Source organism: Roseivivax sp., assembly GCF_054552075.1.
The window spans coordinates 49,754-66,362 of record NZ_JBTOLZ010000022.1 but is presented as its reverse complement, the minus strand read 5'-3'; the positions used below and the strand labels follow the sequence as shown (position 1 = coordinate 66,362).

Here is a 16,609-nt window from a genome sequence, read left to right as displayed (position 1 = left end):
CCGGGGCCCCGCGCTGCCGCGCGCCCCCTTGCCGGGAAGCGCCGCGCGGCGGCACGGGGACCGGACGGAAAGGGCCGGCCTCGGCAGGCCGGCCCCGGAGGTGTCGGGCCGTCGGCCCGGGGCCTTACTGGCCCTTCTGGTCGTAGGCCGTTCCCCAGCCCCAGGCGCCCGAGCCGAAGCCGCGGGCGACGACGCGCTCGCGGTAGATGCCGGAGACCACGTCCCCGTCACCGGCCAGGAGCGCCTTGGTCGAGCACATCTCGGCGCAGATCGGCAGCTTGCCTTCCGCGATCCGGTTGCGGCCGTACTTCTGGAACTCCGCCTGGCTGTTGTCCTCTTCGGGGCCGCCGGCGCAGAAGGTGCATTTGTCCATCTTGCCGCGGCTGCCGAAGTTGCCGGCCTGCGGATACTGCGGCGCGCCGAAGGGGCAGGCGTAGAAACAGTAGCCGCAGCCGATGCAGAGGTCCTTGGAGTGCAGGACCACGCCGTCGGCGGTCTGGTAGAAGCAATCCACCGGGCAGACCGCCATGCAGGGCGCGTCGGAGCAATGCATGCAGGCCACCGAGATCGAGCGTTCGCCCGGGCTGCCGTCCTGGATCGTCACCACCCGGCGCCGGTTGATGCCCCAGGGCACCTCGTGCTCGTTCTTGCAGGCGGTCACGCAGGCGTTGCATTCGATGCAGCGTTCGGCGTCACAGAGGAATTTTGCGCGTGCCATAAGTCTCTCTCCTCCTTACGCGGCTTCGATGCGGCAAAGGGTTGCCTTGGTTTCCTGCATCTGCGTGACCGAGTCGTAGCCATAGGTCTGCGCAGTGTTGCAGCTTTCGCCGAGGACGTAGGGATCCGCGCCCTCGGGGTAGTGGTCGCGGCGATCCTCGCCCTGCCAGAAGCCCCCGAAGTGGAAGGGCATGAAGGCGACGCCGGGCGCGACGCGCTCGGTCACCATGGCCATGACGCGGATCTTGCCGCCCTCGGGGCCATGCACCCAGACCATCGCCCCGTCCCGGACGCCGAGGTTGTTGGCGTCGCGCGGGTTGACCTCGATGAACATGTCCTGCTGGAGCTCGGCGAGCCAGGGGTTGGAGCGGGTCTCGTCGCCGCCGCCCTCGTATTCGACCAGGCGGCCGGAGGTGAGGGTGATCGGGTAGTCGGACGAGAAATCCGTCGCCTGGATCGACTTGTAGAGCGTCGGCACCCGCCAGAACTTCTTGTCCTCGTAGGTCGGGTAATCCGCCACCAGGTCGTAGCGCGGCGTGTAGAGCGGCTCGCGGTGGATCGGCACCGGGTCCGGGAAGGTCCAGACCACGGCGCGGGCCTTGGCGTTGCCGTAGGGCGCGCAGCCATGCTTGATCGCGACGCGCTGGATGCCGCCCGAAAGGTCGGTCTTCCAGTTCACCCCGCCGACGGCCTTGGCGTAGTCGGACTGGAGCGGGCCGGTCTGGCTTTGCTCTCCGACCTCCGTCTCGGCGTCCGAGGCGCCGCCGGCCTGGGCCTGCGGGCGCTCGCCGCTGTAGCCGGCGACCCGTTCGATCACGCTGCGCTCCTCGTCGGTGAGATCGCCGTCCCAGCCGAGGTCGATGAGCATCTGCATGGTGAATTCGGGGTAGCCGTCGGGGATCTCCGAGCCGACCGGCGCGACACCCTCGGCCAGGAGGTTGTCGCCGTCGCGCTCCACGCCGAAGCGGGCGCGGAAGCCCATGCCGCCATCCGAGACGGGCTTGGAGATGTCGTAGAGGTTCGGCGAGCCGGGATGGTTCATCTCGGCCGTGCCCCAGCTCGGCCAGGGCAGACCGTAGTAGTCGCCGTCAGCCGGACCGCCGAGCGCCTTGAGCGTGGTGCGGTCGAAGGTGTGCTGGTTCTGCATGTGGGTGCGCATCCGCTCCGGCGACTGGCCGGTGTAGCCGATGGTCCACATGCCGCGGTTGAACTCGCGGGTGATGTCCTCGATCAGCGGCTCGTCGCCGTTCACCTCGATGTTCCGGAAGATCCGGTCCGAGAAGCCGAACTTGTCGGCGAAGAGCTTCATGATCGTGTGGTCGGGCTTCGACTCGAAGATCGGGTCGACGACCTTTTCACGCCACTGCAGCGAGCGGTTGGACGCGGTGACCGAGCCGTAGGTCTCGAACTGCGTGGCCGCGGGCAGCAGGTAGACCCCGTCGGTGCGGTCGTTCATCACCGCCGAGACGGTCGGATAGGGATCGACCACCACCAGGAGATCGAGCTTTTCCATCGCCGTCTTCATTTCCGGCAGGCGGGTCTGCGAGTTCGGCGCGTGGCCCCAGAAGACCATGGCCTTGGTGCTGTTGGGCTGGGCCAGGTTCTCGGCGTCCTCGAGCACACCGTCGATCCAGCGCGAGACCGGGATGCCGGTGACGTTCATCATCGGAACGTCTTCGTTGCCCTTGTCGCTGGCGGTCTCCTGGCTGAAGCGGCCCTTGAGCCAGTCCAGGTCCTCTTCCCAGACGCGCGCCCAGTGGGCGTAGGCGCCGGCGGAGAGGCCGTAGTAGCCGGGCAGCGTGTCGGCGAGCACGCCGAGGTCGGTCGCGCCCTGCACGTTGTCATGGCCGCGGAAGATGTTGGTGCCGCCGCCGGCCTTGCCCATGTTGCCCAGGGCCAGCTGCAGGATGCAGTAGGCGCGGGTGTTGTTGTTGCCGTTGGTGTGCTGGGTGCCGCCCATGCACCAGATCACGGTGCCGGGACGGTTGTTGGCCAGCGTGCGCGCCACCCGCTCGAGCTGCGAGCCCGGCGTGCCGGTGATGCGCTCGACCTCCTCGGGGTTGTACTTGGCGACCTCCTCGCGGATCTGGTCCATGCCCCAGACCCGGGTGCGGATGAACTCCTCGTCCTCCCACTTGTTCTCGAGGATGTGCCAGAGGATGCCCCAGACCAGCGCCACGTCGGTGCCGGGCCGGAAGCGGACGTATTCGTCCGCATGGGCCGCGGTCCGCGTGAAGCGGGGGTCGCAGACGATCAGCGGCGCGTTGTTCTGCTCCTTGGCCTTGAGAAGGTGCAGGAGCGAGACCGGATGCGCCTCGGCGGGGTTGCCGCCGATCACGAAGATCGCCTGGCTGTTGTGGATGTCGTTGTAGGAGTTGGTCATGGCGCCGTAGCCCCATGTGTTCGCAACGCCCGCGACCGTGGTGGAGTGGCAGATCCGCGCCTGGTGGTCGACGTTGTTGGTGCCCCAGTAGGCGGCGAACTTGCGGAAGAGATAGGCCTGTTCGTTGTTATGCTTGGCCGAGCCCAGCCAGTAGACCGAGTCCGGGCCGCTTTCCTCGCGGATGCGCAGCATCTCGTCGCCGATCTCGTTGATCGCCTGCTCCCAGGAAATGCGGGTCCACTCGCCGTCGACCTTCTTCATGGGATACTTGAGACGGCGCTCGCCGTGGGTGTGTTCGCGCACCGAGGCGCCCTTGGCGCAATGGGCGCCGAGGTTGAACGGGCTGTCCCAGCCCGGCTCCTGGCCGGTCCAGACGCCGTCGCGCACCTCGGCGATGACGGTGCAGCCGACCGAGCAGTGGGTGCAGACCGATTTCACCGTCTGCACGGCGTCGTTGACGGCCTGCTGGGCCGAGGCCTGCGTGACCGAGCCCGCGGTGGCGCTGATCGCGGCCAGACCGCCGATGGCCAGGCCCGAGCCGCGCAGGAAGGCGCGGCGATCGACGGAAGCCCCGCCGATCTCGGACAGAAGCCCGGTTCTCTGGGGGCGGCGCGCCACCCCGCTTGTCTTTTTCCTGAGCATGGTTCCCTCCGTTAGCGTCCCCGCTGGCAGCCCGGAGGGCCGGTGCGGGATCCTGTATCCGGCTTTCGGGGACGTGACACCCTGTGGCCGGTTATGCGTAGAAGCTGGCGTCCGTCAGAACCGGGCGCTGTCGAAATAGGCGCGGGTATGCGCGGTGTCGCGCAGGCCGCTCTCCGATCCCTGGTCGGAGGCGGCGGCCTCGGCCTCGGTGCCGGAGGTCGCGACGGCGGCGAAGGCGGCGGGCGCCGCGGTGCCGGCGAGTTTCAGGAAGTTGCGGCGGCTCGCATCCGCCTTCTTGCTCTCGGACATTCTGGGTCTCTCCCTTCCTTGTCGTGGACCGCGGGTGAAGGCCGGTCCGACCTTTTTGGCAGCCCTCCCCGCAAGCCACGGGAAACCTGCAATTTTTCAGGGCCGACGCGGCGCGTGCCGCGGCAACCTGGGGTGGATCACTCCGAGGTCAATCGGAAGCCCTCGCGTTCGATCTCCACGAAAGCGCGGCCGACCGAGCCGACCGCGGCGTAAAGCATCGCCGATTTCGCGGTCTCGAGGTCCGCGAAGAAATGCCCGGCCCAGGGCCCGACGTGGCGATTGAAGAAGGTCTTCTGATCCTCGAGCGGCGCCGGCTGGCCGAAGCGGCCGACGATCAGCGCGCCCATGACCTCCATCAGCGAGGCGATGTTGTCCTCGGGCTCGAAGGCATTGGGCGAGCGCGTCAGCCCCCGCGCGCGCAGGTCCTGGCGCAGCGTGGCGAGCGGCTTCTCGTTCAGGAACCCGGTCAGGTAATACGAGGCATAGGGCAGAAGCTCGCCCCGGCCGAGGCCGATGAAGAGCCGGTTGAACTCGCGTTCGAGGTCCCGGACCGAGGAGCTTTTGGCGCAATCGGCCAGCCGGGTGATGGCCTGGCCCAGGTCGCTGTCATCGCCCGAGAGACCGGCGACCTGCGCCAGCAACATCTCGTCCGGCGGCCCTGCCAGCAGCAGGCCGAGAAAGTTGTAGAGATCGGCGCGAAGCCGGTCCTCCTCGCCCACATGGGGGCTCGCCGAAGCAGCGGTGGTCATTCCCTCTCCTCGAAATCGAAGCGCATCCGGCGGGGCCGGTGAAACGCCTCGGGATCTGTATGCAATGGTGTTCCTTCCGGGGCGGGAGCCTCCATTGCGACTTTGGTCGTAGAGGGGCTCTCCACCCATGCCCGATCCTGCATATCTGCGCGGGACCCTGCATTTTTTCCCGAACCCGCCAGGGTTCCAGCTGTTGAAGGTGTCTCGGGCGCGCTCTCGGCCCCGGTTTCAGTCCCCGTTTCGCGTGCAGGATCCGAGGCCAGGGCACAGGGCTCGACCGAGTCTTCACGGCCCTCGCCGGGCGTCTCATCTCCGCGCCCCTCGGGGGCCACGGCGGGGGTGCTCTCCGCCGTCTCGCCCGCACCCGCCGCCAGCGCCTCGGGCGCCTCGTCCGCCGCCTTGGCCTCCGCCTCGGCGGCCAGGGTCTCGACATGGGCGCGCATGCCTCGGCCGATCTCATAGGCGGTCTTCACCCCGGGCATGTCGGTCGCGGCGTTGGTGTAATCGTCGTCGTAGTCGTTCAGCCCGTCGACGCAGGCCAGCACCGGGTTCGAGCCCCAGAGCTTGCGCAGCGCCCGGCGGCGCAGCCGCTCGGGGATCTCGCGGCGCATGAAGGCGGCGATGCCCTCGCCGGGCTCCAGGCTGTCGGGATCGGGCAGGCCCAGCTCGGCGCAGATCTCGGCGTCGCTCTTCTCGGCCAGGGCGCCGGCGCGGGCGGTCTCCTCGGCCTCGGCGGCGCTGCGGGCGGCGTCCTGGGCCTCCTCGGCGACGCGGGCCTTGCGCCGCGACCAGAAGTCGCCCCGGCTCATGTCCGGTCTCCGTGGCGGCCCGCGGTGGGGGCGCGGAAGATGTCGGTGGGCTTGGCGATGCGCGGATCGCCCAGCCGCTCCTCGCCGTCCTCGGGGCCCGGCGCGCGGCGGCGCTTGCGCTTGACGAAGGCTTCCTCGCGGTAATGCGCCTCGATCCACTGGCCGGCCCAGCCGATCAGCGCGTCGGGCAGGGCGAGCTTCTCCACGAGCTCCTCGCCCGACTGCTCGAACAACGCCGCCTCATGCGGCGAGAGGGTCACGAGATGCACCTTCCAGGGGAAGTCCTCCTGCCCCGAAGGGCGGAGAATCACGAAGCCCGCGGGCACCTTTTCCGAGAGCGCCACGCGGTAGGCTTCGGCCTCGCCGCGGTAGAGCGTCAGCGGCACGGTCGCGGCGTGGTAGTCGACCCGCGCGCCCTCGCGGCGCAGCTCGCGCCAGTCGGCATCGGGCGCATCGGCCAGCAGCGCCTTCGGCTGCCAGACCTCGCGTTGCCAGCGGGTTACCCCCGGGCGGCGCTCCACCAGGACGCCGACGCGGCGGCTGACCGTCTTGCGGTCCGCCAGATCACTTGCGGTTGTCACCTGTGCTCTCCCTCTGGTGCCGGCCGTCCGTCTCTGCGAGGCTCTACCTTGTCTAACCCGGCAGCGGGCGCTATCCAAAATCACAAATTCCCGAAGAACAAGGGGTTCGCCGCAGGTCCGAGCCAGGCCCGCGGCCCGCCGGGAATGAAGGGGGATCCATGACAAAACGTCTTCTGCTCTGCGATTGCCTGGGCTCGCAGCCCGTCGACGCCGCCCGCATCGGCGCGGCCACCGGCTGCGAGACCGGCCGCGTGCACCACGCGCTATGCCAGGGCGAGACCGAGGCCGCCGCCAAGGCGCTGGCGGGCGGCGACACGCTGGTGGCCTGCGCCCAGGAGACCGCCTTCTTCGAGATGCTGGCCGAGGAGCTGGGCGTCGAGACCCCGGCCTTCGTCGACCTGCGCGACCGCGCCGGCTGGTCCGAGGAAAGCGCCGAGGCGGGCCCGAAACAGGCCGCGCTTGCCGCCGAGGCGCTGCTGGAGATGCCGGTGCCGCGCACCCGCGACGTCACCTCCGAGGGCACCTGCCTGCTGCTTGGCGCGGGCGAGCTGGTCTTCGAGGTCGCCGCGCGGCTCTGCGAGACGCTGGCGGTCACGGTCCTGCAGGAGGATGCCACCGATCCCCCCACTGATCGCCGCTTCGACGTGGTGCGCGGGCGGCTGCGCTCGGCCCAGGGCGCGCTCGGGGGCTTCCAGCTCAGGATCGACGCCTTCCAGGAGCTTCTGCCCGGCGGGCGCGGGGCATTCGCCTTCTCCGAGCCCCGCGACGGCGCGGGCTCGGCCTGCGACGTGATCCTCGACCTGCGCGGCGCCACGCCGCTCTTCCCCGCCCACGAGAAGCGCGAGGGCTACCTGCGCGCCGATCCCGGACGCCCGGCGGACCTCTGGATGCGGGTGGCCGAGGCCGCGGGGCTGGTCGGCACCTTCGAGAAGCCGCTCTACGTGCGCACCGAGCCCGCGCTCTGCGCCCATTCCCGCGCCAGCCAGACCGGCTGCACCCGCTGCCTCGACATCTGCCCGACCGGCGCGATCAGCCCCTCGGGCGATCACGTCACCGTCGACCCGATGGTCTGCGCGGGCTGCGGCGCCTGTTCGGCGCTTTGCCCCTCGGGGGCCATCGCCTATGACGCGCCGCCGCCCGCGGCGATCTTCCGGCGGCTCCACACCCTGGCGCGCAGCTACCGCGAAGCCGGCGGCGGCGCGCCCCGGCTTCTGGTGCATGACGGGGACCACGGTAGCGAGATGATCGGGCTCGCCGCACGCTTCGGCCGCGGGCTGCCCGCCGATGTGATCCCCTTCGAGACCGAGGCGCTGGCGGGCTTCGGCCACGCCGAGATGGTCGCGGCGCTGGCGGCGGGCTTCTCCCGCGTGGACCTGCTGCTCTCGCCCCGGACCGAGCGCGAGACCCCGACCCGCGAGACCGCGCTGGCCAATGCCCTGACCGGGCAGGAGGCGGTGCGCCTCCTTGAGCCCGCCGAGCCCGACGCCCTGCCCGAGGCGCTTTACGGCGGTGCCGCCGAGGCGCTCTCAGAGCCCGCCCTGCCGATCGGCACCCGCCGCCAGGTGGCCCGCGTCGCCGCCCGCGCGCTGAACCCCGAGGGCGGCGTCCTGGCCCTGCCCGAGGGCAGCCCCTACGGCGCGGTGCTGGTCGATCCCGACGCCTGCACGCTCTGCCTCTCCTGCGTGTCGCTCTGCCCCTCGGGGGCGCTCGGCGACAATCCCGACAAGCCGCAGCTCCTTTTCCAGGAGGACGCCTGCCTGCAATGCGGCCTCTGCGCCAACATCTGCCCCGAGGACGCCATCGCGCTCGAGCCGCGCATGGACCTCAGCGAGGCGGCGCTGTCCCAGCGCGTGCTGCACGAGGAGGAGCCCTTCGCCTGCGTCGAATGCGGCGCGCTCTTCGGGGTGAAATCGACCATCGACCGGATCACCGAGAAGCTCGCCGGCAACCACGCGATGTTCGCCAATCCCGACGCCGCGCGGATGATCCAGATGTGCGACGACTGCCGGGTGAAGGCGCAGTTCCACAGCACCAACAACCCCTTCGCCGGCGGCGAGCGCCGCCCGGTGCGGACCACGGCGGACTACATGGGCGAGAGCCCCTCGAAGCGCCGCGATCACTGAGAGGGGGGGGGAGCGCCGGGTCCTGTCGGTCCCGGCGCTGCGAGACCTCCGGTCTCGCGCTCTGGGGAGTATTTTTGGCCCGGCCATGCCGGGGGCGGGGTGCTTCGGTTTCGGCTGGGGTGCGCTTTGGGGTGAGGTTGTGCGGGCCGAGGGGGTGGGGAGCGCCGGGCCCTGTCGGCCCCGGCGCTGCGAGACCTCCGGTCTCGCGCTCTGGGGAGTATTTGAGGCCCGGTCATGCCAGGGGCGGGAGCGCCCGGAGTGGCTGGGGCTGTGCGGGGGTGATGGGGTGGATTTTTTGGGTGGTGGGTGTTTGCGGCTGGGGATGTGCGGGCTTGGCGCATGCGTCGGGGGCGGTGCGCGCCTCGGAGGCGTTGGGCGCGGCGCCGGGCGCTTGGTCAGCCGCCCTGGAGCGCGCCTGAGGCGGCTTGACCGGCGGGGCGCTTCGGGCTAGCGACGGCGCGTGGCGATTTGTGCACCGGATTGCGGGCCACGTTAAACACACCGCTAAAGAGGTCAGACGAGAGCGTTCCACGCCGGAACCCCTTTCGCTTGGCCGCGACGGGGGTTTTTTCATGTCCCGCGCCTTCGGGCGCGGCGGGAACCGGAGAAAGACGATGACGACGCGCAAGACCCGCACCAACCTCGTGCATGGCGGGACCCGCCGCTCGCAATACGGCGAGCTGAGCGAGGCGATCTATCTCACCCAGGGCTTTGTCTATCCCAGCGCCGAGGCGGCCGAGCAGCGCTTCCTCCAGGCCGGTGAGGACGAGTTCATCTATGCCCGCTACGGCAATCCCACCGTGCGTATGTTCGAGGAGCGCGCGGCGCTTCTGGAAGGGGCCGAGGACGCCTTCGCCACCGCCTCGGGCATGGCCGCGGTCAACGGCGCGCTGATGGCAATGCTGAAGGCCGGGGATCACATCGTCTCGGCCCGGGCGCTCTTCGGCTCCTGCCTCTATATCGTCGAGGAGATCCTGCCGCGCTTCGGCGTCGAGGTGACGCTGGTCGACGGCGCCGACCTCGAGCAGTGGCGGGCCGCTGTCCGCCCCGACACCCGCGCGGTCTTCTTCGAATCGATGTCCAACCCGACGCTGGAGCTCGTCGACATCGCCGCGGTCGCCGAGATCGCGCGCGGCGTGGGCGCGAGTGTCGTGGTCGACAACGTCTTCTCGACCCCGGTCTATTCCGACGCCATCGCCCAGGGCGCCGACGTGGTGATCTATTCCGCCACCAAGCACATGGACGGGCAAGGGCGCACGCTGGGCGGCGTGATCCTCGGCACCAAGGAGTTCATCCGCAAGACCGTCGAGCCCTACCTCAAGCACACCGGGGGCTCGATGAGCCCCTTCACCGCCTGGGTGCTTCTGAAGGGGCTCGAGACGCTCGACCTCAGGGTCCGCGCCCAGACCGAAAGCGCGGCACGCATCGCCGCGGCGCTCGAGGGGCACGCGCGGCTCTCGCGGGTGATCTACCCGGGCGCCGAGAGCCACCCCCAGCACGCGCTGGCGCTGCGGCAAATCGGCGCCGGCGGCACGATGATCGCCTTCGAGATCGATGGCGGCAAGGAGGCCGCCTTCCGATTCCTCAACGCGCTTGAGGTGATCCTGATCTCGAACAATCTGGGCGACGCGAAATCCATTGCGACGCATCCGGCGACAACCACCCACCAGCGGCTTTCCGACGAGATGAAGGCCCATCTGGGCATCTCCGAGGGGCTCATTCGCCTCTCGGTGGGGCTGGAGGACGCATCGGACCTGATTTCCGACATCGAGGCGGCGCTCTCGGCAATGTGAAAGGACGCGCTGAGGGGCGCTAAATCCTTGAAACGCTGCTGATCCGGCCGAGTTTGTGATACGTAGACAGGGGGACATGCGGGCATTGCCCGATGCCGCCCTAGATAAAGCGCGTCCCAGAGACGGAGTGCCCCTCATGAACGTTCACACGCCGGAAATCGACCGCTCCCCCAGCCGCGAGGCCGCCGAGGAGGCCCTGGCGCTTCTGCGCCATTGGGCCGAGACCGCTGGCTCGGCGGAGGTCGAGGCGCTCGACCCGGCGATCTCCAAGCTGCTGCCCGATCCCGACAGCTATCCCGCCCTGGCGCGGACCTACGACCACGGCTTCGACGTGGATGCCGACTACAAGGCCGGGCTGCCGGACCTGCAGAACGGCCCCTCCTCGCTGATCCGCGGCGCGCGCCGCGCGATCCAGCACGTCGGCATCTCCAACTTCCGCCTGCCGGTGAGCTTCCGCACCCGCGACAACGGCCCCCTGACGCTCGAGACCAGCGTGACCGGATCGGTCAGCCTCGAGGCCGACAAGAAGGGCATCAACATGTCGCGGATCATCCGCTCCTTCTACAGGCACGCCGAGAAGACCTTTTCCTTCGAGGTGATGGAAGCGGCGCTCGACGACTACAAGACCGACCTCGAAAGCTTCGACGCGCGCATCAACATGCGCCTGCGCTTCCCGGTGACGGTGGAGAGCCTGCGCTCGGGGCTCGAGGGCTACCAGTATTACGACATCGCGCTGGAGCTGGTCGAGACCGACGGGGTGCGCCGCAAGATCATGCATCTCGACTACGTCTATTCCTCGACCTGCCCGTGCTCGCTGGAACTGTCCGAACATGCCCGCCGCGAGCGCGGCGTGCTGGCGACGCCGCATTCGCAGCGCTCGGTGGCGCGCGTCTCGGTCGAGATGACCGGCGCGGAGTGCCTCTGGTTCGAGGACCTGATCGAGCTTTGCCGCGCGGCGGTGCCGACCGAGACCCAGGTCATGGTCAAGCGCGAGGACGAACAGGCCTTCGCGGAGCTGAACGCCGCCAACCCGATCTTCGTGGAGGACGCCGCGAGGCTTTTCGCCGAGCAGCTCCAGGAAGACCCGCGCATCGGCGATTTCCGGGTGGTGGCGAGCCACCAGGAGAGCCTGCACAGCCATGACGCCGTCTCGGTCCTGACCGAGGGGCCGCTCTTCGACCAGGACAGCCTCGACCCGCGGCTCTTCTCGACGCTCTTCCACGTCGGCTGAGCCCTAAAGGGCCTGCCCCGGGCCCACCCCGGGGCAGGGCACGGCCAACCCTAAATTCCGGCCCTCGATTCTGGCCCTGAGGCCACGCGCGCGCCTGCGCCCGCGCCCGCGTGCTTGACTTGGCTTCCGGGGCACGCCAACGCTCGCCGTCATGTTCGACCTGCGTCCCGTGGCCTATGTGATCGGCCTTCTCGTGACCTGCCTCGGCCTCACGATGCTGGTGCCGATGCTGGTCGACATCGCGGAGGGGCGCGGGGCCTGGCCGGTCTTTGCCGAGAGCGCCATCATCACGACGCTCTCGGGCGGGTTCATCTCGCTTGCCTCGCAGAACGCCGTGAAGGACCGGCTGTCGCTCCAGCAGATCTTCCTGCTGACCACCGGCGTCTGGGTGGTGCTGCCGGTCTTCGGCGCCATCCCCTTCGTGCTGGGCGCCACCGAGGCGCGCTTCGTCGACGCCTTCTTCGAGGCCATGTCGGGGCTGACCACCACCGGCTCCACCGTCTTCACCGGGCTCGACGAACTGCCCAAGGGCATCCTGCTGTGGCGCGGGCTCCTGCAATGGCTGGGCGGCATCGGCATCATCGTGGTCGCCATGGTCTTCCTGCCCGAGCTGCGCGTCGGCGGCATGCAGATCTTCCGCTCCGAGGCTTTCGACACCATGGGCAAGGTGCTGCCGCGCGCGGCGGAGATCTCCTCCTCGATCTCGTCGATCTACATCACCATCACGCTGATCTGCGCGCTGAGCTACATCGCCACCGGCATGTCGGTCTTCGACGCCACGGTGCATGCGCTCAGCACCGTCTCGACCGGGGGCTTTTCCAACTACGACGCCTCCTTCAGCACCTTCTCGGGCTCGGCGGAATACGTGTCGACCATCTTCATGGTGCTCGCGGCGCTGCCCTTCGTGCGCTACGTGCAGCTAATGAACGGGCAGGAGGGGGCGATCCTGCGCGACAGCCAGATCCGCGCCTTCCTGACGATCATCGCGCTCTTGGTGGCGCTGGCGGCGGCGATCCTGGTCATGGGCTCGCAGCATCCACCTGAACGCGCGCTGCGCCAGGCGCTTTTCAACATCGTCTCGATCATGACCGGCACCGGCTATGCCTCGGCGGATTACATGCAATGGGGCGCCTTCCTGGTGGCGATGTTCTTCTTCATCGGGCTGATCGGCGGCTGCGCGGGCTCCACCGCCTGTTCGATCAAGGTCTTCCGCTGGCAGCTGATGATGGCCTCGGTGCGCAGCCAGATGCGCCGCATCCGGGCGCCGCACGGGATCTTCACGCCGCGCTTCGAGGGGCGGCCCATCGGCGAGGACGTGCTGTCCTCGGTGGTGACCTTCTTCATGTTCTTCATCGTGACCCTGGGCGTGCTGGCGCTGGCGCTCAGCATGACCGGGCTCGATTTCATCACCTCGGTCTCGGGGGCGGCGACGGCGCTGGCGAACATCGGGCCGGGGCTCGGGCCGACGATCGGGCCCGCGGGCAGCTTCGCGCCGCTGAACGACACGGCGAAATGGGTGCTCTGTTTCGCGATGCTCATGGGGCGGCTCGAGCTGATGGCGGTGCTGGTGCTCTTCACGCCGCGGTTCTGGCGGGGATGAGCGACCATGGCTGAGCCGGATGAAAGCGCCGCGCCCCTGCGCATCACCAGCGCCGAGACCGGCGCGACCCGCGCGCTCGAGATCGCCGGGCGGCTGACCGTCTTCGAGGTCGCCGAGGCCGAGGGCCGGCTGGCCGCGCTGCCCGCCGACCGCGACATCGCCGCCGATCTGTCCGGGCTGACGCGCGTCGACACGGCGGGGGCCTGGCTGATCGCCCGGCTGCGCCAGCGTATCGAGGCGGCGGGGCAGAGCTTCCGCATCGCCGCCGCACCCGCGGATTTCGAGGCGCTGATCGCCCGGGTCTCGGGGCTGGCCGCGTCCGCCGAGCCCGCCGCGCCGGCCCCCCGGCGCGGGCCGGTGGATCGGCTCGCCGACCTCGGCGAGGGCGTCTACCGCGCGGGCCAGGGCGCGGGGGTCTTCCTCGGCGTCTTCGGGCTGTTCCTCGCCCGGCTCGGCCGCGCGCTCCGCCATCCCGACGAGTTCCGCCTGACCGCGCTGGTCTCGCATTGCGAGGACGTGGGCCTGCGCGCGGTGCCGATCGTCAGCCTCCTGTCCTTCCTGATCGGCGTGGTGCTGGCCTTCCAGGGCGCTACGCAGCTGCGCCAGTTCGGTGCCGAGGTCTTCGTGGTCGACCTGATCTCGATCTCGATCCTGCGCGAGCTGGGCATCCTGCTGACCTCGATCATCGTGGCGGGCCGCACCGCCTCGGCCTTCACCGCGGCGATCGGCTCGATGAAGATGCGCGAGGAGATCGACGCCATGCGCACGCTCGGCATCGACCCGGCCATGGCGCTTTTCGTGCCGCGCATCCTGGCGCTGATCCTGATGCTGCCGATCCTGGGGCTGGTGGCCAATGTCATGGGGCTTCTGGGCGGCGGGATCATGTCGCTCCTGGTGCTCGACATCTCGCCGGCGATGTTCCTCACCCGGCTCTCCGAGGGCACTGACATCGCCAATGTGCTGATCGGCCTGTCGAAGGCACCGGTCTTCGCGGTGATCATCGGGGTCGTGGGCTGCAACGCCGGGATGCGCGTCGGCTCCAACGCCGAGAGCCTCGGGCGGCAGACCTCCAAGGCGGTGGTCCAGGCGATCTTCGCGGTGATCGTGGCCGATGCGATCTTCTCGATCTTCTTCGCCGAGCTGGGGGTCTGAGCATGGCGGCAGATCCGGTCATCCGCCTGAGAGGCATCGACAACCGCTTCGGCACGCAGGTGGTGCACGAGGGGCTCGACCTCGAGGTCTCGCGCGGCGAGATCCTGGGCGTCGTCGGTGGCTCGGGCACCGGCAAGTCGGTGCTGCTGAAGACCATCGTCGGGCTGAAGCCGCCCAACGCCGGGCAGATCGAGGTCCTGGGCCGCGACCTGACCTCGGGCGATCCCGCCGCCCGCGCCGCGGTCGAGGACCGCTGGGGGGTGATGTTCCAGGACGGGGCGCTCTTCTCCTCGCTGACGGTGCGCGAGAACGTCGAGGTGCCGCTTGGCCATGTGCCCGACCTCGCGCCCGCGACGCGGCGTGCGCTGGCGCAGCTCAAGGTCGAGATGGTGGGCCTGCCGGCCTCGGCGGGCGACAAGTATCCCTCCGAGCTCTCGGGCGGCATGCGCAAGCGCGCGGGCCTCGCCCGGGCCCTGGCGCTTGACCCCGAGATCGTCTTTCTCGACGAGCCGACGGCGGGGCTCGACCCGATCGGCGCGGCCCAGTTCGACCAGCTGATCCATGGACTTAGCCGGGCGCTGGGGCTAACGGTGTTCCTGGTCACACATGATCTCGACACGCTTTACGCGGTCTGCGACCGTGTCGCCGTCCTGGCCGAAAGGCGCGTTCTTGTCACCGGCACGATAGAGGAGATGGCCCGCGTGGATCATCCTTGGGTGCATGATTACTTCCACGGCCCGCGCGCCCGCGCGGCGCGGCACGAAGGCTAGGGCGGGGCCATGGAGACGCGCGCGAATTTCATCCTGATCGGGGCCTTCACGCTCCTGGGCTTCCTGGGGCTTCTGGGCTTCGTTTTGTGGTTCGCGGGCGTCGAGCTTGACGAGCAATATGCCTATTACGACGTGGATTTCACCTCGGTCTCGGGGCTGTCGAACGCCGCCGACGTGCGCTTCGCGGGGCTGCCGGTGGGCCGGGTGGTCGACATCGGGCTCTCGCCCGAGGGTGACGGCACGGTCCGGGTCCGGCTCGAGGTCGGCGCCGAGACGCCGGTGCGCACTGACAGCGAGGCCACGGTCGAGGCGCAGGGCGTCACCGGGGTCTCCTACGTGGGCATCAGCCCCGGCACGCCCGAGGCGCCGCGGCTCTCCGCCGTCGCCGAGACCGCGATCCCTCAGATCCCGGCGGGCACCTCCGTGCTGCAGTCGCTCTCCGAGGATGCGCCCGAGCTGCTCTCCGAGGCGCTGGAGGTCGTGCAGGACCTCAACGCGATGATGAGCAATCAGAACCGCGAGCGCATCGACCGCATCCTCGGCAATGTCGCCGATGCCTCGGACAGTTTCTCCGAGGTGCTGGAAAGCTTCTCCAGCGTGACCGAGGAAGTGTCGGATTTCTCCGAGCAGATCGACCGTTTCAACACCACGCTCGAGACCCTCTCGGACGACCTCTCGACGGTGCTGGCCACCGCCGACACGACGCTGCTGACCGTCGATGCGCTGGCCCGCGACGGGCAGGAGCTGCTGGAGCGGGGGCAGGGCACGCTGGAGGCCACGACGCGGACCATCGACAGCGCCCGGGGCTATCTCTCGAACGACCTGCCGGCGCTGACCATCGAGCTGCAGGGCGGCATCGCGGACCTCCGCCGCGAGCTTCTGGCGCTGACCGGCGAGGCCTCGAACACGCTGGCGACCATCGACGCGGCAGGCTCGGTCGCGCAGCAGCGCTTCGAAGAGGCCGCCCCGCTGATCGAGGAGACACGCACCCTGATCGACAGCCTCGAGGTGGCCTCGGAGTCGATCTACGAGACCTCCGAGGACCTCGACCTGCTGTTCGAGACCGACGGCCAGTGGCTGATCGACGAGATGCGCGCCGTGGTCGCCGATACCGCCGAGGTGATCGAGATCGTCTCGGGCGTGGCGCAGGACGATCTGCCCGTGGTCATCGAGGACGTGCGCGGCGCCACCGCCACCGCCCGCCGGGTGATCGAGGAGGTCGGCGCCGATGTGACCCGCACCTCGGAGAACGTGGCCGGGCTGACCGACGAGGCGCAGACCGCCATCGTCACCGCCACCGAGACCTTCGCCAAGGCCAACGGCACGCTTGATGCGGTCAACGAGGCGCTGGTCACCGGCAACCGCACGCTCAGCGCCGCCGAACGGGCCTTCAGCGGCGCCGACCGGGTGATCAACACCGAGGTCGCGGCGATCACCGAGGACCTGCGCGGCGCCATCGCCAGCTTCGACGCGGCCATCGCCGAGGTCTCCGAGGACATCCCCGCGCTCAGTCAGGACCTGCGCGACGCCGCCGCCGTCGCCGAGGAGACCTTCCGCGAGGTGCAGGCCGTGGTGCGCCGCACCGGCACGCCGGTCGCCGCCTTCGCCAGCGAAGGGCTGCCGCAGTTCTCGGCGCTGGCCTCCGAGACCCGCAAGCTGATCCGCAACCTCGACACGCTGACGCGCCAGCTCAGCCGCGACCCGGCGCGGCTCCTGCTGGACCGCGACACGCCCGAATTCCGCCGATAGG

At 69.6% G+C, this 16,609-nt stretch carries 13 protein-coding genes and 1 riboswitch; of the genes, 7 read left to right on the top strand and 6 right to left on the bottom strand.

Annotated features, from left to right (window positions below):
• Nucleotides 1–124 precede the first annotated feature (124 nt).
• From fdh3B to ACX938_RS15525, 6 genes are all read right to left on the bottom strand, one after another.
• On the bottom strand, nt 125–718 hold the full coding sequence (gene fdh3B, locus ACX938_RS15550; RefSeq protein WP_232753508.1) for a formate dehydrogenase FDH3 subunit beta: 594 nt from the start codon (nt 716–718) through the stop codon (nt 125–127).
• Nucleotides 719–733: 15 nt separating this feature from the next.
• Complete coding sequence (locus tag ACX938_RS15545; RefSeq protein ID WP_459431734.1) at nt 734–3,742, bottom strand: formate dehydrogenase subunit alpha; 3,009 nt, start codon at nt 3,740–3,742, stop codon at nt 734–736.
• Nucleotides 3,743–3,856: 114 nt separating this feature from the next.
• On the bottom strand, nt 3,857–4,051 hold the full coding sequence (locus ACX938_RS15540; RefSeq protein WP_232753510.1) for a twin-arginine translocation signal domain-containing protein: 195 nt from the start codon (nt 4,049–4,051) through the stop codon (nt 3,857–3,859).
• 137 nt (nt 4,052–4,188) lie between these two features.
• A complete protein-coding gene (locus tag ACX938_RS15535; RefSeq protein WP_459431733.1) occupies nt 4,189–4,800 on the bottom strand; it encodes a TorD/DmsD family molecular chaperone in 612 nt (203 codons plus the stop codon).
• Nucleotides 4,797–5,609, bottom strand: coding sequence for a DUF3306 domain-containing protein (locus ACX938_RS15530; protein WP_459431732.1), 813 nt, complete (start codon nt 5,607–5,609; stop codon nt 4,797–4,799). The genes ACX938_RS15535 and ACX938_RS15530 overlap by 4 nt, the downstream gene beginning before the upstream one ends.
• Entirely contained in the window at nt 5,606–6,190 is a 585-nt protein-coding gene (locus ACX938_RS15525; protein WP_459431731.1) for a DUF3305 domain-containing protein, read from the bottom strand. Before ACX938_RS15525 ends, ACX938_RS15530 begins: the two co-directional genes overlap by 4 nt.
• A gap of 158 nt (nt 6,191–6,348) precedes the next feature.
• Here ACX938_RS15525 and ACX938_RS15520 point away from each other — a divergent pair, with 158 nt between their 5' ends.
• From ACX938_RS15520 to ACX938_RS15490, 7 genes are all read left to right on the top strand, one after another.
• A complete protein-coding gene (locus tag ACX938_RS15520; RefSeq protein WP_459431730.1) occupies nt 6,349–8,313 on the top strand; it encodes a 4Fe-4S binding protein in 1,965 nt (654 codons plus the stop codon).
• A 450-nt stretch (nt 8,314–8,763) separates the two neighbouring features.
• Nucleotides 8,764–8,842: riboswitch (SAM riboswitch) on the top strand.
• Between the two features lie 85 nt (nt 8,843–8,927).
• Nucleotides 8,928–10,106: an O-succinylhomoserine sulfhydrylase gene (gene metZ, locus ACX938_RS15515; RefSeq protein WP_459431729.1), complete on the top strand. Its 1,179-nt coding sequence runs from the start codon at nt 8,928–8,930 to the stop codon at nt 10,104–10,106.
• A 136-nt stretch (nt 10,107–10,242) separates the two neighbouring features.
• Nucleotides 10,243–11,337: a GTP cyclohydrolase FolE2 gene (gene folE2 / locus ACX938_RS15510; protein ID WP_459431728.1), complete on the top strand. Its 1,095-nt coding sequence runs from the start codon at nt 10,243–10,245 to the stop codon at nt 11,335–11,337.
• 151 nt (nt 11,338–11,488) lie between these two features.
• Entirely contained in the window at nt 11,489–12,937 is a 1,449-nt protein-coding gene (locus ACX938_RS15505; protein ID WP_459431727.1) for a TrkH family potassium uptake protein, read from the top strand.
• A 6-nt stretch (nt 12,938–12,943) separates the two neighbouring features.
• Nucleotides 12,944–14,089 carry an MlaE family lipid ABC transporter permease subunit gene (locus ACX938_RS15500; protein WP_459431726.1) on the top strand — a complete coding sequence of 382 codons (1,146 nt, stop codon included), beginning with the start codon at nt 12,944–12,946 and terminating at the stop codon, nt 14,087–14,089.
• Nucleotides 14,090–14,091: 2 nt separating this feature from the next.
• Nucleotides 14,092–14,859, top strand: coding sequence for an ABC transporter ATP-binding protein (locus ACX938_RS15495; RefSeq protein WP_459431725.1), 768 nt, complete (start codon nt 14,092–14,094; stop codon nt 14,857–14,859).
• Between the two features lie 9 nt (nt 14,860–14,868).
• Complete coding sequence (locus tag ACX938_RS15490) at nt 14,869–16,608, top strand: MlaD family protein (RefSeq protein WP_459431724.1); 1,740 nt, start codon at nt 14,869–14,871, stop codon at nt 16,606–16,608.
• Nucleotide 16,609: the final 1 nt, after the last annotated feature.

Bases quoted from the DNA above. Each gene is read 5' to 3' on its own strand.
- fdh3B (WP_232753508.1), bottom strand. From the start codon at position 718: ATGGCACGCGCAAAATTCCTCTGTGACGCCGAACGCTGCATCGAATGC.
- ACX938_RS15545 (WP_459431734.1), bottom strand. From the start codon at position 3,742: ATGCTCAGGAAAAAGACAAGCGGGGTGGCGCGCCGCCCCCAGAGAACC.
- ACX938_RS15540 (WP_232753510.1), bottom strand. From the start codon at position 4,051: ATGTCCGAGAGCAAGAAGGCGGATGCGAGCCGCCGCAACTTCCTGAAA.
- ACX938_RS15535 (WP_459431733.1), bottom strand. From the start codon at position 4,800: ATGACCACCGCTGCTTCGGCGAGCCCCCATGTGGGCGAGGAGGACCGG.
- ACX938_RS15530 (WP_459431732.1), bottom strand. From the start codon at position 5,609: ATGAGCCGGGGCGACTTCTGGTCGCGGCGCAAGGCCCGCGTCGCCGAG.
- ACX938_RS15520 (WP_459431730.1), top strand. From the start codon at position 6,349: ATGACAAAACGTCTTCTGCTCTGCGATTGCCTGGGCTCGCAGCCCGTC.
- metZ (WP_459431729.1), top strand. From the start codon at position 8,928: ATGACGACGCGCAAGACCCGCACCAACCTCGTGCATGGCGGGACCCGC.
- folE2 (WP_459431728.1), top strand. From the start codon at position 10,243: ATGAACGTTCACACGCCGGAAATCGACCGCTCCCCCAGCCGCGAGGCC.
- ACX938_RS15505 (WP_459431727.1), top strand. From the start codon at position 11,489: ATGTTCGACCTGCGTCCCGTGGCCTATGTGATCGGCCTTCTCGTGACC.
- ACX938_RS15500 (WP_459431726.1), top strand. From the start codon at position 12,944: ATGGCTGAGCCGGATGAAAGCGCCGCGCCCCTGCGCATCACCAGCGCC.
- ACX938_RS15495 (WP_459431725.1), top strand. From the start codon at position 14,092: ATGGCGGCAGATCCGGTCATCCGCCTGAGAGGCATCGACAACCGCTTC.
- ACX938_RS15490 (WP_459431724.1), top strand. From the start codon at position 14,869: ATGGAGACGCGCGCGAATTTCATCCTGATCGGGGCCTTCACGCTCCTG.